Raw genomic sequence first — 15,355 nt, forward strand, 5'->3', positions numbered from 1 at the left:
AGATTTCAAGTTGTTTCTCTTACAACGAGTTCAACATCCAAGACCAGCCTTTTGTTTACAAATTCTTTTCTTTTTATCATTTCGTAAAGTAGTTCAAACGCATCTTCTCCTTCTTTTTGCTTATCTATGCGAACTGTCGTCAGTCTCGGTTGTATAAAATGCGCAAATGCTATATCATCGTATCCTACAACCGACACATCGTCTGGAATAGAGTAACCTTTTTCGCGAAGTGCTTGCATTGCGCCAATTGCAGAAATGTCGTTAAAACAGAAAACTCCATCAAATTTAAGTCCGGACTCTATGATATCAAGCATCTTTTTATACGAATTCTCAACACCTTCTTCTACTTCAAAGACATAACTTTCGTCAAATGGCAACATATGTTCATGGAGAGCCCTTCTGTATCCTTCAAGCCTCATACGAGCAACGGATTTGTATAAGTACCCGCTAAGGTATACGATTTTCTTCCTACCTTTCTCGATCAAGTGACTCACAGCCAAATAACTTCCCTTGACATCGTTGCTGTAAACCTCTGGAACCTCAATATCCTCAAAGTGAACACCAAGGATAACAAAAGGCACGGCGGATTTTATAAGTAATTGTATGTCCTCGCTTTTTTCTTGCGTAGGGGAAATGATAATCCCATCTACCCTCCGGCTGAGCATAGTTTTTACCGCGTCTTCCTCTAAGTTGTAGTCTTTTTCTGTGTTCATAAAAATGACGTTGAACCCCCGTTTCCTGGCAGCCATTTCTATTGACTTGAGCACCTCTGAGTAAAATGGGTTCGAACTGTCCTCCAAAATCACACCTATGACTTTGGTCAACCCATATCTCAAAGATGTCGCAGTTGCATCCTTTATATACCCAAGCTCTCTCGCTACTTTCAAGACCCTTTCTTTTGTTTCTTTGTTTATATCCGGCTTATTATTAAGTGCTCTTGAAACTGTGTTTATAGATACACCGGCCGCCTTGGCAATGTCACGTATCGTTACAAATTTCTTCAAACTCCTCACCTCCTATGTGAACCTATCTTTCAACGAACCTAAATTCGAATGGTTTCAAAACATGTAAGCTTCCATCAATATACAACTTGTTCTCAGTTGGTAATGTGTTCAGAACACCTGTTAGTTCTCTACTATCTCGTTCTACATTCACCAACTCGTATCCTTTACCTAAGACCCTGGGTCTCAGATTTTCTGACAGTAATAATTTCCAACCATTCTCATCAAGGACAGAAGCTACATAATAGCGGTTGTTTTTAACTGTTACAAGCGGGGCTCCATTCTCGAAACTGCCGATGACTTTCGCATCCAAAACTTCGAGCTCATCTTTCCAGAATAAAGTTGTAACACATTGAGAAAAGAGATACCCTTTTTCTTCCTTGATTCCACCAAAATCAACTACTTCAATCCCGAATTCATCAACAAGATGCCATGGCATTCTCTCAGTTAGCCAATTATACTTGTCCTTTATAGATGACATTGCCGTGAGATACACTGGACCTTCAAATTTTTTGATTTTCTCAATGAATTCCTCAGAAATATAAGAAGCATAAGGAACTATCAATACATTGTACCCTTCAACCTCATCTTCATTAAACACGAACTCTGCATTGTATCCAAGGTTCTTAACAGCTTTGTAAATATCTACAATTGCATCCCAATACTTAAAGTTTCGATTCAGATGGTTTATTCTGTGAATCCACTCATTTTCGTAGTCAAAGTAAATAGCAACCTCGGGTTTTGGAGTAATGACCCCCGGTGTTTGATTTTTCACTTTTGAATAAGCTTCCAACCGTTTTGTCGGTCTTCCATAGTAGTCCAATAACCCGGCATGGTATTGTTCAGCCCCGAACCGAATCTGGTCGAAACGAAACGGCATCACACCCATTGCCCCATTTAAATACGCCTGTTTAGTCCACATTGCAAGATACTCGGGTTCGTAATTCTCGTTAACTTGCCTCCAATTCACCCTTGCCGGTTGTTGTTCGATAACCAAAAATGGTTGGTGTTTCAAAGACCTCATTAAAGAATGATTTGCTGACTGTCTTAGTGGGTCGTATTCTTCTGTTGCTATATAATTATCCCAAGAAACGAAATCAACGTATCTTGCCATTCTTCGATAGTCCAAATCCATGAAATCTACCATAAAGTTGTGAGTTATAGGCTTCGAGGAATACTTTCTGATTATTTCAACCTGACTTTTTAAGAAACGGATGAAGCTGTCAGACATAAATCTATAGATGTCGAGCATCTGGTGGGGATTCTCAAATGTTGGGGTGTTTATTGGAAAGACAATCTCATCCCAGCTGTTGTATGTTTGACTCCAGAACACCGTTCCCCAGTGTTTATTCAAATTCTCTATAGTCCCATACTTTTCTTTTAGCCATTCGCGAAACGCAACAAGGTCTTCGTTGGTGAAGCTGTACGTCGTGCCATGACATCCGAATTCGTTATCAATTTGCCATACATCAATTGCATCACCATATCTGGATGCATATTGCTCAACAATTCGTAAGGCGTATTCAAGATATGCTTTCGAGTTCGGGGAGTAATGCCTTCGACTTCCGAAACCCCTAACTCTACCATTCCAGTCAACTGGGAGGATTTCTGGATATTTACTCACAAGCCAAGCGGGAGGAGTCGCAGTCGGCGTTCCCAAGATTATCTTGATACCATTTTCAGAGAGTAGTTCTATCGCTTCGTCAAGTAAAGAAAAATCGAACTCGCCATTCCTTGGTTCTACAACACTCCACATAAATTCACCTATCCTAACCCACTCAATGCCGTAAACCTTCATCAAATCCACGTGCTTTTTCCAAAACGACCTGTCCCAATGTTCTGGGTAGTAGTCCGCACCATAAATGTCCATGTGTAAAACCTCCTTGAAATTTATGTTATTTGCACATTCGCTAATGCTTTTCCAAAAAAATCTATACCCCTTTCCAATTTCAACGTTTTATTACTTATTCGGTAACGTTACCGACATCCCCAATGCTATTTAATCAAATATTTTTGAGATTTCAAAGCATCAATATCGACAAATTTTGTTGATTAACAGAATCTATTTGCCGTATACATACTAAATCTTCACTAATTAACGAAATACTTGTTTGAAATCTTTAAAAACCAATGCTACAATAGTTCGTGAAACGAATTAATTCATCTTTAGGTGGGGTTATACTCATGGCAAGGGTCATGAATCCGTATCGAGCTCTTAAAAACAAACACTATCGGAATTTTTGGTCTGCCCAAAGCATTTCTTTAATTGGCACATGGATAGATACAACGCTAAGAGGCTGGGTGGCTGTTAACTTGTTTTCAGAGGACAAGGCCGCAGGTTTCATAGGGCTTATAGCTTTCCTTAAAGGTTTCCCGTCGGTTTTCTTTTCACCGATCGCTGGTGTTTTGATAGACTGGTTCGGACCCAAAACGATACTGCTTTACACCCAGCTTTTGGATGCTGCTAACGCGTTTTTCATGGCTTACCTTGTTTGGAAGGGTCTGTTAAATCCTTTCTTTCTACTTTTCCTCAGTCTTATGATGGGTATTACGAGCGGTTTTTACCTTCCTTCTAGGAACACATTTATATCAAACATCGTTCCGAAAGACATGCTTCCAAATGCACTTGCGTTACACTCAATGATTTTTAACGTTGCAAGGATGGTAGGACCAACAATTGCGGGTTTTGTTGTAGAGTTGTATGGTTTGGAGTTTGGGTTCATAGTCAACGCTATTTCATTTCTACCATTGATAGTTGTACTGTTATTGATTCCAGACAATCACGCTAAAATTTACGGTAATGTGAGTTTTAAAAAGTTCTTTGAAGACCTTATGGAAGGTGTCCGTTATGTATCAACAAATTCTGTATTGATTAATACATTCGTAGGGCTAACGATGTATTCTCTTTTCGGCATGCCATTTGGCATGTTGATGCAGGCTTTTGTCAAAAGTGTTGTGAAATCAGATATACTTGGTTACGGACTGATTATGGGAATGATGGGTGTAGGTGCTTTTATCGGTGCTAACATAGTAGCGTCTATTAATCCCGAACGTTTGATAAAGCTAAGAGAAGATTTTTTGTTGGTTGTAATCGGAACAAGCATTCTGATTGCTTCCATCAAACCTGCTTTGACACCTTACGCAGCATTCTTGATAGGTGCTTGCCAGTCTTCGTTCTTTAACATCACAAATAGTAGAACGCAGTTGTTATCTCCTTCAAATATGAAAGGTAGAACAATATCTCTGTATTCGTTTGTCAACAATGGCGGTTCACCAACTGGAACCTTTATCTTGGGAATGTTGGGCAATTTCGTAGGGATTAAAAACGTCTACATCCTCTCAGGTCTAATATTGCTCTTCTTTGCGATTTCAAGACTCTTTCTGTTAGTCAACCTTTCGAAACAGCCAAAAAATTTCCAATAAAGCCTGCTAAGGAGGATTAACCCACCATCTCTCCTTGGTACTCACCGAAACGAAAATTCTACAATTCATTGTATACTATTGCAGTTGAACCACAAGATGTGGTATAATATACCTCGCTAAACTAAGAAGAAATACTATGTAAATTTGGGGAGGGAAAACAGTATGTCCATTGTTTATAGTACATTGAATAAGTTTATCGACTATTGGAAAGATGTTGAACCATCAAAAAATGCCTACAAAATACTTTCTGAGCGGTATTTTTTAAAAACTCCTTCTGGTGAGTATCTTGAGACCAAGTGGGCTGATATTTGTCGTAGGGTTGCACGCGTAATTGCAACGGCGGAATTGGTGAACAATCCCGCCATGGAAAGTAAAAGTGACAGCGAGAAACTGGATGAAGTTAAATCCTGGGAAGAAACATTCTATAACTTTTTACTCTCAAGGATATTCATTCCAAACAGTCCTACTTTGTTTAACGCCGGTATGGGAGTCAGGCACGAACTACTGTGGAAACCTATTGAACAAATGACGCTTGAAGATTACTGGGAAATATATAATTCAAGAAACCATCTCCATATGCTTTCCGCATGTTTTGTTGTTCCAGTTGAAGATAGTATAGAGGGTATATTCGATGCGGTTAAAGAATACGCACTAATTACCAAAGCTGGTGGTGGTATCGGCAGTAACTTCTCGAGGTTGAGACCCAAAGGAAGTTTTGTTGCGGGAACACATGGGCAAGCAAGTGGTCCTGTTTCATTCATGCATGTTTTCAACTCAGCAGTTGGTGTTGTCGAACAAGGCTATAGAAGACGTGGTGCTCTGATGGGAATTTTGAATATCGACCATCCAGACATCGAGGAATTTATCACTGCAAAAGAAGGTAACGATGGAGAGAAAGTATTAAAATTCTTCAACATATCGGTTGGAATAACGATGCCCAGGGAAGAGCTGTTGAGGCTCTACATGGAAGACGGAGAAATTGAACTGAAGCACCCAAAATGTAATACTACAAAAAAAGTAAAGGTCCGAGAGCTACTTAAGAAAATGGCTAAAAATGCTTGGAAAACAGGAGACCCAGGGTTAGCATTCCTAAGCGAGATGAACAAATACTACGCTATGTATCCAGAAATGGTTATTGAGAGTACCAATCCATGTGGTGAAATTGGACTTGCACCATACGAAGCTTGTAACTTGGGTTCAATCGACGTTGCGAAGTTCTATCTGGATGGTCAATTTAATTGGGAGGCATTTGGTGAGGCAACGAGACTGGCAGTTAGGTTCCTTGACAACGTTATAGATGTCAACGTCTTTCCACTGGAAAAAATAACAAGGGCAGTAAAAGATAGCAGAAGAATAGGTCTTGGTATCATGGGATTTGCAGACTTACTCTACTTATTAGACATCCCGTATGATTCTCCAGAAGGAAGGCAATTTGCAGCGGATATGACTGCATACATGGCGATACAAGGTCATAGTGAATCTAACAGGTTGGCACAAGAAAAGGGCAACTTCCCGTTGTTTGAGAAAAGTAGATACTATCGCGAAGAAGGTTTCGCACCATTTGCAATGGGAATGAGCAAATTTGACGATGAGTTAAGACAAGTTCTTTCTGAATCAAAGTACGGTAAGCGTAACGTTGCAGTCTTAACTATAGCCCCAACTGGTTCAATTTCAAACATCGCAGACACAAGTAGCGGATTGGAACCAAACTTCCTCCTTGCGTATGTCAGGTACATGAACAAACACGATGGTGGAAAAGAAGCGTTGTTCTACGTCAACAGAGTCCTTGAACAAAAGCTTGATAAGGAGATATTAGAAAAAATTAAAGAAAGGTTAGTAGAAAAAGGTTCTCTCAAAGATTTACCCGAAGTGCCAGAACACATTAAAAGAGTTTTCGTCACCGCAATGGATATATCACCTATGGACCATTTGTTAATGCAGGATGCGTTCCAAAGGTATGTTGATAACAACATTTCAAAGACGATAAATATGCCAAATAGTGCTACTGAAGAAGATGTTTTGAACATATACCTCGAAGCACTGAAACTGAACATCCGTGGATTGACCATATACCGCGATGGTTCATTGCAAACGCAAGTACTTACCTCAGCAAAGAACTTGAAAACAAAAGATGCACCAAAGGTTCAATTCTTTGTGCTTGATGAAAAGCACAAACTGAGACCTAAACCGAGGAAGGATACGCTGAGAAGTGTCACAAGGAAGTTCAAAACCGATTCAGGCACCACATACATCACAGTTAGCTTCGATGATAACGGGGAAGCTGTTGAAATATTCTTGTCCAATGGAACTGAACTTGCGGAAGCGATTGGAAGACTTAGTTCAATTGCCTTGAGAGCGGGAGTATCAGCCGAGGAAATTCTTGAGCAATTAAGAAAGGTCAAAGGCACATATACTCCTGCTCTGGCAAAAGAAATTAAGAGCGCCATCGATGACTTTGTTGAACTTTGGGGTGAAACTCCAGCAGAAACTATCGATACATTCGTGATAGATGGAACCGCAAAAACAGCTGAAGAAATTGAGAAATTCGTTACTGCAAACGGGTTACAATGGGCTGAAGGATATTACATCGATGCGGATGGTAACACGTATTGTCCATCGTGTCTCTCGAAAAATAGTATTATCAAACAAGAAGGATGCACAAGTTGTAGAAAATGTGGCTGGAGCAAGTGTAGCTGATAACTGAACATTGGCAGCAATAAAAACACCCCCGTGTGCTTATCAAAAGCATCACGGGGGTGTTTTTCATTTTTCAGACTTGCTCTTCTTGTTGAATATTCACAGGTGAGTTCTTTAATATCATGTATGCCAATGTTTCAAACGAGAGCGTTATATCAACATCTTCAACCGGTATATTGGTCCTTAGCTTTATTGGCGAAAAGTTCACAATTCCTTTTATACCAGACTCTTCAACCAGTTCTGCAACGTATTGAGCGGCACTTTCAGGAACAGCGATAACAGCCATTTCGATGTTAAGCTCTTTGACTTTCTGATTCAGTTCGCTGATATGGAAAACAGGTATTCCAGCTATCTTTTTACCAACTTTCTGCCTGTCGTTATCAAACATAGCAACTACATTAAATTTATGCTTCGCAAGTCCAGGATAATTTGCAAGCGCACTACCCAGATTTCCAGCACCTATAATCGCGACGTTCCATTCTTTATTCACACCAATGATGCGCGCTATTTCCGAAATCAACTTGCTCACATTGTAACCAAGTCCACGCTTACCAAATTCACCAAAGTATGACAAATCCTTTCTAACCTGACTTGGTTTAATGTTCAACCTGTCCGCTATATCTTGCGAAGATACAAAGTTCACACCTTCTTCTTTATACCTTGCTAAACAACGATAATAGAGTCCTAACCTTCTGACCGTTGGTTTTGGTATTTTCATACATCGCTCCCCCTACTTTAGTTTGGATAATGTTAACTAAAAGTATTGAAACTTTCCAAAAACCGCATTATCCTTATAAAGAGGGGACACCCCCCAACCAACTCTCGACAAAGGAGGTATCCCGATATGAACAACTCAACGCTCTCTTGTCCAAAATGCGGTTCCACCAGCTTATACAAAAACGGTCATGACAAATACGGTAACCAACAATTCCTTTGCAAACTCTGCCATCATTCTTTCAAACTCTCCCATTCTCACAAACGCAAAAACTTCTCTTTCCCTTATCCCAAATGCACTTCTTGTGGTAAATCTATGCAAATTTACAAAGTCCGTCGCTCTTTCGTTGTCTTCCGTTGTAGAGCTTGTCGTACCAAAGATAGAGTACCTTTTAACCTCCCCGAACCAGTCACCCTTATTCCTGAGAAATTTAAATATTTCCGCTTCCCTATCTTTTTCGTCTTAAAGGCTTTTGTTTTGTATATGAAACACAATATGTCTTATCGCTCTCTTGCTCATTCTCTTAATATCAAAGTATCTCATGTCACCATATACAAATGGGTTATTAAATTGTGTACTTTATTCTCTGTACTTTTTCCAACATTTACCATCGAAAATGTTTTCTCAGTTCATGCTGATGAAACTGTTCTTGTGTTCAAAGAACAAAAGTACTATGTTTGGCTATTAGTTGATCACGAAACTAACTTAATTCTTTGTTGGCATGTCTCAAAGTATCGTGATATGGGACAAGTCAAAGTATTGCTCGAGAAGTTCTTTGGTAATTCAAAACCTAGAAACATTGAACTTATTACTGATGGACTTGGTGCATATGAAAGTGCAGTAAAGCTGTTGTTCAGAAATATCAATCACGTAGTGGTACCGCTCGGTAAAAACAATCAATGTGAATCTAAGTTTTCATTGTTGAAAGACTTTTTCCGACTCAAGCGAGGGCTGAAGAATACGAAGAATTTAGCAAAATACATTCAAGGCTTTTGTGTAGTGAAGAATCTTTGGAAAACACACAATGGCAATATCAATTGCATTCTTTCACACTTACACTCTTTCATCACTACAAGTTAACACTATCTTAGTTTGATAATGTTAACTAAAAGTATTGAAACTTTCCAAAAACCGCATTATCCTTATAAAGAGGGGACACCCCCCAACCAACTCTCGACAAAGGAGGTATCCCGATATGAACAACTCAACGCTCTCTTGTCCAAAAATGCGGTTCCACCAGCTTATACAAAAACGGTCATGACAAATACGGTAACCAACAATTCCTTTGCAAACTCTGCCATCATTCTTTCAAACTCTCCCATTCTCAAAAACGCAAAAACTTCCCTTTCCCTTATCCCAAATGCACTTCTTGTGGTAAATCTATGCAAATTTACAAAGTCCGTCGCTCTTTCGTTGTCTTCCGTTGTAGAGCTTGTCGTACCAAAGATAGAGTACCTTTTAACCTCCCCGAACCAGTCACCCTTATTCCTGAGAAATTTAAATACTTCCGCTTCCCTATCTTTTTCGTCTTAAAGGCTTTTGTTTTGTATATGAAACACAATATGTCTTATCGCTCTCTTGCTCATTCTCTTAATATCAAAGTATCTCATGTCACCATATACAAATGGGTTATTAAATTGTGTACTTTATTCTCTGTACTTTTCCAACATTTACCATCGAAAATGTTTTCTCAGTTCATGCTGATGAAACTGTTCTTGTGTTCAAAGAACAAAAGTACTATGTTTGGCTATTAGTTGATCACGAAACTAACTTAATTCTTTGTTGGCATGTCTCAAAGTATCGTGATATGGGACAAGTCAAAGTATTGCTCGAGAAGTTCTTTGGTAATTCAAAACCTAGAAACATTGAACTTATTACTGATGGACTTGGTGCATATGAAAGTGCAGTAAAGCTGTTGTTCAGAAATATCAATCACGTAGTGGTACCGCTCGGTAAAAACAATCAATGTGAATCTAAGTTTTCATTGTTGAAAGACTTTTTCCGACTCAAGCGAGGGCTGAAGAATACGAAGAACTTAGCGAAATATATTCAAGGATTTTGTGTAGTGAAGAATCTTTGGAAAACGCACAATGGCAATATCAATCGCATTCTTTCACAATTACACTCTTTCATCACTACAAGTTAACACTATCTTTAGTTTTTACTTTTTGAGTCAACTTGTTCATGTTATCCTTTTCACAATTGAATTTTACCACTTTTATTTGTGAAGTGCAATATTATTTAAGAAATAATAGATTAGAATTTTAACCTGTAGGGGGAAAATTTCACAAACACATTCAAAAATCAAAGACCCGTTTCAAAAGTTGTTAATATTACTTTAATTCTACCGGGGATTCTCGCGGAAGATTCAACAACGACAAGGTAGTTGCAAATTCTATCTGAACTGGTGCAGTCATAGCAAAATCCTTTCTGAACACATGGAGTTGACAAGTTAAGTCGCTTACTGTTCATTGGTGAGATAAACCTTAGTCTCTCACGTGCATCTTCTATATCCTTTACTACCTTGTTCACACTGGAAATAATTATTACATTTTTCGGTCCAAAAACAATCGCTGCTACTCTATTTCCATTACCATCCAGGAATACAAGTCTTCCATCTTCCGTGATAGCGTTAGCGCCTGAGAGATAGTAATCAACTGTAAAAGCTTTTAATTCAAGCTCTTTACGCTCTTCGGGTATTTTCGCTGCGTACCTGTCGTAGTATACGTATTTACCGTTTCTGAAGATATCCAAAACACCATTTTCAATCAACGTCAACGACCCACCATTTGCAACTGTCGAACCTTCAGGCACAAGTTCGCGAACTTTTTTTAGTAGTTCTTCTTTGGAATTAACAATGTGAACTTCAAAATGCCTCCTTTTCATTTCTTTGGCTAGTCTTTCGGCAAGTGCTTTATACTTCCAAAGGTAAAGTTCTTCACGCATACGAACACCTCCAAGGAAGTTTTAGAACTTGTAGAACTAAGAAAACAAAAAACGGGACCTTTAAAAGGTCCCGTCTTCACTTGGCGGGGACGACGAGATTTGAACTCGCGGCCACCGGTGTGACAGACCGGCGTGCTAACCAGGCTGCACCACGTCCCCGTCTGCTTGCTTGAGCCAGCTTTCCACTGACCGTGGATAATTTTGCCATAACTTCCCGTTGTTGTCAATAGGGATTTTTATAACCTTTATGTTTACTCTGAAAATTAATTGTGAATTTTTATGATAGTGTTTTAAATAATTATTTCCGGAATTCAGTCAAAAATGCGCTTCTTTATACTTCTTTTAGGTATTTTAAGCTACTTGACTATATGAAAGAAATGTTTTAAACTATATCGTGAAAGTAATCACGAATACACAAAAAATACTAAACGTACTTCCCATTTCAAAGTGAGGGGACAAGAAATGAACAATTCAAAAAGTGATGAAACTAAACTTGTAGTTTACGTATGCTTAGGAAGTTCATGCCATCTAAAAGGTGCGTACAAGATAGTTGAGAAGCTCAAAGAATCTCTTATAGACTCACGTATTGAACTACGTGGGAGTCTTTGCATGGGCAATTGTTCGGAAGGGGTTAATGTAAGGTTTGGTAATGAACGTGTTGGAAATGTAAGCTTATTAAACGTGGAAAACTTGATTGAGAAAATCAAGGAAAGTCTCAAGGTGATAAATGAAAGCGAAGAAAGTAGGTGAAAAAGCAATGATAACAATCACAAGAAGCAGGTATATATTATCTGATAAGGCTAACTGTACGTATTGTTACAAATGCCTCAGGAATTGTCCAGTCAAAGCTATTAGCTTCAAACAAGGTGAATCGTTTGTTATTGAAGAGGAATGTGTGCTTTGCGGCACTTGTGTCAATATATGTCCGCAAAATGCGAAGCAATACAGAAATGATGTCGAGAACTTCTTAAGTCTTGTGAGGAAACCTTTTATTTTGTCAATAGCTCCTTCTTTCTACGCTTATTTCAAAGAACCTTTTAAAGTCTTGTCCTTGCTTAAACAGTTAGGCTGCGTGTATATCTCTGAAACCTCTATTGGAGCAGAATACGTGTCAGCAGAGTATGCTAAGATATTTTCACATAGCAATAAACCTCTAATCACAACGGCGTGTCCTGTTGTTGTTGAACTCGTTGAAAAGTATTTTCCAGAATATGCTGATTATCTGTTTAAAGTTAAGTCCCCTGCAAGCGTTCATGCAGAGTTCCTGAAACATATGTTCGGAAATTTGCCAAAAGTTTTTGTTAGTCCGTGCATTGCGAAAAAGAAGGAACTTGAGGATGTGTTTGATGTAGTCTTGACTTTCGAAGAATTCGAAAATGGATTAGAAAAAATCTTTCACGAGAGTAACAATACTACCAAAGGGATAGCCACTTTGTTAGAAAATATGCCGCAAACTTATCCAGACCCGCCACATCCAATCAGAGCGAGGTTTTATCCATCCTCCAAAGGAGTTGTTGATTCAGCTGCTGCATATGTTGGAGAAAATTTCCCATATTACGTGCTTGAAGGTGTTGAAAACATAATAGATTTCTTTAAGACGTTCAATGGTTTCAATGAAAAGATACTTATAGAAGCATCTGCATGTGTCGGGGGCTGTATTAACGGTCCCACTATGAAAAAGGAAGACAACATATTATTAAGACATTCAAGGCTTCAAAAAGCTATTCGAATTTTAGAAAGTCTAAATGTAAAAAAGGTGGATAGGTTTTCGGTTCCCTTTGATCTGAAACGTTCTTTGAAAATACGAAAGGTCGAATACAATATACCTGAGTCAGAAGTTGAACGTATTTTTGCAGAGATGGGAAAGACGGATCCTGAAAAGATATTAGACTGTACCGGCTGTGGATATGAAACGTGTCGTGACAAAGCAGTTGCTATTGCCGTTGGTAAGGCAGAAAAAGAAATGTGTTTTGCATATTTAGTTGAAAAGGTTTCCTCTGTGAGTAACCTTGTTGTTGAGGAAACACCAAATGCAATTGTGATATTCAAAGATTCAAAAATTCTGTATATAAACAATGCAGCAGGGATTCTGTTTGCGAATTATCCGGAAGATATGATTATCAGTATTTGCCAAAGGGCAAAAGAAAGCTCAAACAAAATACATGAGCTTTATATTAATTCAAGAAAGGTCTATCTGTATCCGAAGGTTTTTGACTTACCAGACGATGGAGGCATAGTTGTTCTATTTGTAGACCTTACGGAGATGGTCCAACAAAGAGAACACATGAACGAGCTGAGAAGACGAACTATTGAAAAAATAGATGAAGTTTTGAACGAGCAAATGAAATTGGCTCAAGACATAGCAAGTTTGCTTGGCGAATCGATAGCGGAAACAAAATCTAGGTTCGCAGAATTCAAGAAATTCCTGGGGGAAGAAAATGTTGACAACTGAGATATATTACGCACAAAAGAACAAAGCCGGCGAAGAGGTTTGCGGTGATACGGTAAAGTTTAAAAAGACCGAAGAAAAAACTGTTGTAAGTGTTTCAGATGGGCTTGGTAGTGGAATAAAGGCAAGCATCCTTTCAACCTTGACCGCTTCTATGGCTACAACGATGTTGCTCAGCGATGTGCCTATTTCTGAGGTCTTTTCGTCTATCATTTCAACGCTTCCAACGTGTAAAGTTCGGGGAATAAGTTATGCGACACTTGCCACTTGTTATGTTAACCATGTGAGTGGAGATTGCCATATCTTTGAGTACGATTTTCCTGTAGTCCTCTTCTACAGAGAAGGTGAGTTCGTTGAGCTTGAAAAGAAAGTACACGAAATACAGGGTAGAAAAGTTCTCGAAAGCGGTATTCAAATTAAGCCCGGAGATATCGTCTTTTTGATGACAGATGGTATTTCGCAAGCGGGTATGGGAACTGTGAAGTATCCATTTGGTTTCGGAGTAGATAACGTTAAAAAAGAATTGAAGAATTTACTCGATAACAAGGTTGATTTGCAGAGTATCACAAAACATCTTGTTAGACTTGCCGAAGCACTTGACAGAGGCACAAAAGGTGATGACGCAACTGTTTGTGCGATAAAAATCAGAGAGAGAAGAAATCTAACAATCATGGTTGGACCACCTGAAAAGAAAGAGAATGACAAGATAGTTGTTGAGAAACTGATGAATGCAGAAGGTAAAAAAGTCATTTGTGGTGGGACGACGAGCCAAATTGTTGAGAAAATACTTGGTAAAAAGGTGGAGATAGATTTCTCAAGTATATCGGAATATTCCCCACCTATAGGATATATGGAGGGTGTAGACCTGGTTACTGAGGGAATTATCACATTGTCGCAGGTTTTCAGATACTATGAAAACCAAGACACAACTTTGGGTATTGGTGCTCAAAAACTTATCGATATGCTCGAAGAAGCTGATGTTATAACTTTTTTGGTTGGTAGGGCTATAAATCCCGCCCACCAAAACCCACTTTTTTCACATGATATCTCTTTGAAATTTAGGCTTATTCATGATATCTCTCAAACACTTAAAAAGCGTGGCAAGGTTGTAAAGATAGAGTATTACTGATTCAACATGAGGCTTTTCAGAACAACAATGGAGAGAGGCTAGGAATATAGCCTCTTTTTATTTACTATCTAAGTTCTTCTGTTACTATCTAAAAATGCATTTTTCACCAGGATTTGATTCTCGAAAGAAAGGTTAATGAGAACAACACAAACGTTAGCAACCTCGAAGATGGAACTCTCGAAGGTTATCTTACCACTTTCACAAGTTACATCTCACTTGCGGCAAATCTTGCCATTGCTGTTAAAGTAACAGACTTTATGCAACTTAAGGTTGGAACAATTGCAATTGTTGGATATTCGCTAGACGGATGGCTTGTTAATGGTAAACCTCTTCAAGGACTAGCACAATACAGCAATTTTTTGCTGACGTATGGATTCTACGGAGGAGTTGGCTTCGGGTTATAACGAAATTACAAAACAAATAACGTAGCTGTGCTTCTACATACTTTTAATGTTGTTATCTGTCTTTGCCAATTACCACACGCTTTATCTTTATCATTCCAACAATTCTCAAGTGTTATTTCAGAAGAGGCTAATTTGCAAGGAAAATGGCAAACAAACATTTAACCTTTCTTATCTAATAATAATTTCCTTTTCTCGTCATAACGGGAGAAAAGATGTATGACTTTTCGATGCTTTTTATACCTTTCACTTGCTAAAACCTGCCCACAGACCAATCCTTAAGGTCTGCAACGATTGTGTTGTATCTACAAAAGTAGTTTCAAGATACTTATTCAGAATTCCCTGCAAAAGGTCACCCATCCTTTCTTAAGCTTCTCATCCAAACTAAACCCATCGATTTGAAAAAGACAGAGTGAGTAAAAGCCTATTTATTAGGTATTTATTAGGTAATCACACTCATTGCGAATTTATGTCGTGAAAAATTTCTAAATTACCCCTTGACAGAGACAGCATTTTGTTTTATGCTATTCGTGAAAAGTATCACGATAGGTTGTACGCAAAGAATGTAGCAAAGATAGATGATTATTAATTACT

At 38.6% G+C, this 15,355-nt stretch carries 13 protein-coding genes and 1 tRNA gene; 9 read left to right on the forward strand and 5 right to left on the reverse strand.

What is annotated here, in order from left to right:
* Positions 1-5 precede the first annotated feature (5 nt).
* Both FERPE_RS04165 and FERPE_RS04170 read right to left on the reverse strand, forming a co-directional pair.
* The gene (locus FERPE_RS04165; RefSeq protein ID WP_014451406.1) at positions 6-1,004 is read right to left on the reverse strand and encodes a LacI family DNA-binding transcriptional regulator; all 999 of its coding nucleotides are present in this window, start codon (positions 1,002-1,004) and stop codon (positions 6-8) included.
* A gap of 22 nt (positions 1,005-1,026) precedes the next feature.
* Positions 1,027-2,871, reverse strand: coding sequence for a beta-galactosidase (locus tag FERPE_RS04170; RefSeq protein WP_014451407.1), 1,845 nt, complete (start codon positions 2,869-2,871; stop codon positions 1,027-1,029).
* 314 nt (positions 2,872-3,185) lie between these two features.
* Here FERPE_RS04170 and FERPE_RS04175 point away from each other — a divergent pair, with 314 nt between their 5' ends.
* Together FERPE_RS04175 and FERPE_RS04180 are read left to right on the forward strand one after the other, a co-directional pair.
* Positions 3,186-4,424 (forward strand): MFS transporter, encoded by a 1,239-nt coding sequence (locus FERPE_RS04175; protein WP_014451408.1) that lies wholly within the window; start codon positions 3,186-3,188, stop codon positions 4,422-4,424.
* Positions 4,425-4,586: 162 nt separating this feature from the next.
* On the forward strand, positions 4,587-7,121 hold the full coding sequence (locus tag FERPE_RS04180; protein ID WP_014451409.1) for an adenosylcobalamin-dependent ribonucleoside-diphosphate reductase: 2,535 nt from the start codon (positions 4,587-4,589) through the stop codon (positions 7,119-7,121).
* 73 nt (positions 7,122-7,194) lie between these two features.
* Here the strand turns inward: FERPE_RS04180 and FERPE_RS04185 are convergent, their stop codons facing one another.
* A complete protein-coding gene (locus FERPE_RS04185) occupies positions 7,195-7,839 on the reverse strand; it encodes a redox-sensing transcriptional repressor Rex (RefSeq protein ID WP_014451410.1) in 645 nt (214 codons plus the stop codon).
* Positions 7,840-7,965: 126 nt separating this feature from the next.
* On the opposite strand from FERPE_RS04185, the gene FERPE_RS10605 reads away from it, so the two are divergent.
* The 3 genes from FERPE_RS10605 to FERPE_RS10710 all read left to right on the forward strand — a co-directional run bounded on the left by FERPE_RS10605 (position 7,966) and on the right by FERPE_RS10710 (position 9,982).
* Positions 7,966-8,916 (forward strand): DDE-type integrase/transposase/recombinase, encoded by a 951-nt coding sequence (locus FERPE_RS10605; protein ID WP_014451107.1) that lies wholly within the window; start codon positions 7,966-7,968, stop codon positions 8,914-8,916.
* Between the two features lie 302 nt (positions 8,917-9,218).
* Entirely contained in the window at positions 9,219-9,590 is a 372-nt protein-coding gene (locus FERPE_RS10705) for a hypothetical protein (protein WP_245530436.1), read from the forward strand.
* Positions 9,476-9,982, forward strand: coding sequence for a transposase (locus FERPE_RS10710; RefSeq protein ID WP_245530437.1), 507 nt, complete (start codon positions 9,476-9,478; stop codon positions 9,980-9,982). The genes FERPE_RS10705 and FERPE_RS10710 overlap by 115 nt, the downstream gene beginning before the upstream one ends.
* A 158-nt stretch (positions 9,983-10,140) precedes the next feature.
* Here FERPE_RS10710 and FERPE_RS04200 read toward each other — a convergent pair whose 3' ends face one another.
* Both FERPE_RS04200 and FERPE_RS04205 read right to left on the reverse strand, forming a co-directional pair.
* Positions 10,141-10,782, reverse strand: coding sequence for a lactate utilization protein (locus FERPE_RS04200; RefSeq protein WP_014451411.1), 642 nt, complete (start codon positions 10,780-10,782; stop codon positions 10,141-10,143).
* 81 nt (positions 10,783-10,863) lie between these two features.
* Positions 10,864-10,941 (reverse strand) — tRNA-Asp (locus tag FERPE_RS04205).
* Positions 10,942-11,244: 303 nt separating this feature from the next.
* Between FERPE_RS04205 and FERPE_RS04210 the strand changes: the two genes are divergently transcribed.
* From FERPE_RS04210 to FERPE_RS04225, 4 genes are all read left to right on the forward strand, one after another.
* A complete protein-coding gene (locus tag FERPE_RS04210; RefSeq protein ID WP_014451412.1) occupies positions 11,245-11,532 on the forward strand; it encodes an NAD(P)H-dependent oxidoreductase subunit E in 288 nt (95 codons plus the stop codon).
* Entirely contained in the window at positions 11,510-13,234 is a 1,725-nt protein-coding gene (locus tag FERPE_RS04215) for a [Fe-Fe] hydrogenase large subunit C-terminal domain-containing protein (RefSeq protein WP_014451413.1), read from the forward strand. The genes FERPE_RS04210 and FERPE_RS04215 overlap by 23 nt, the downstream gene beginning before the upstream one ends.
* Complete coding sequence (locus FERPE_RS04220; protein WP_014451414.1) at positions 13,221-14,360, forward strand: SpoIIE family protein phosphatase; 1,140 nt, start codon at positions 13,221-13,223, stop codon at positions 14,358-14,360. Before FERPE_RS04215 ends, FERPE_RS04220 begins: the two co-directional genes overlap by 14 nt.
* Positions 14,361-14,473: 113 nt before the next feature.
* A complete protein-coding gene (locus tag FERPE_RS04225) occupies positions 14,474-14,764 on the forward strand; it encodes a hypothetical protein (RefSeq protein ID WP_014451415.1) in 291 nt (96 codons plus the stop codon).
* Positions 14,765-15,355: the final 591 nt, after the last annotated feature.

Origin of the sequence: Fervidobacterium pennivorans DSM 9078 (assembly GCF_000235405.2) — a bacterium.
Lineage (GTDB): Bacteria > Thermotogota > Thermotogae > Thermotogales > Fervidobacteriaceae > Fervidobacterium > Fervidobacterium pennivorans.

Excerpts from the sequence above, each read along its gene's own strand:
- FERPE_RS04180 (WP_014451409.1), top strand. The coding sequence starts at position 4,587 with ATGTCCATTGTTTATAGTACATTGAATAAGTTTATCGACTATTGGAAA.
- FERPE_RS04170 (WP_014451407.1), bottom strand. The coding sequence starts at position 2,871 with ATGGACATTTATGGTGCGGACTACTACCCAGAACATTGGGACAGGTCG.
- FERPE_RS10705 (WP_245530436.1), top strand. The coding sequence starts at position 9,219 with ATGCAAATTTACAAAGTCCGTCGCTCTTTCGTTGTCTTCCGTTGTAGA.
- FERPE_RS04185 (WP_014451410.1), bottom strand. The coding sequence starts at position 7,839 with ATGAAAATACCAAAACCAACGGTCAGAAGGTTAGGACTCTATTATCGT.
- FERPE_RS04215 (WP_014451413.1), top strand. The coding sequence starts at position 11,510 with ATGAAAGCGAAGAAAGTAGGTGAAAAAGCAATGATAACAATCACAAGA.
- FERPE_RS10605 (WP_014451107.1), top strand. The coding sequence starts at position 7,966 with ATGAACAACTCAACGCTCTCTTGTCCAAAATGCGGTTCCACCAGCTTA.
- FERPE_RS04220 (WP_014451414.1), top strand. The coding sequence starts at position 13,221 with ATGTTGACAACTGAGATATATTACGCACAAAAGAACAAAGCCGGCGAA.
- FERPE_RS04175 (WP_014451408.1), top strand. The coding sequence starts at position 3,186 with ATGGCAAGGGTCATGAATCCGTATCGAGCTCTTAAAAACAAACACTAT.
- FERPE_RS04200 (WP_014451411.1), bottom strand. The coding sequence starts at position 10,782 with ATGCGTGAAGAACTTTACCTTTGGAAGTATAAAGCACTTGCCGAAAGA.
- FERPE_RS04210 (WP_014451412.1), top strand. The coding sequence starts at position 11,245 with ATGAACAATTCAAAAAGTGATGAAACTAAACTTGTAGTTTACGTATGC.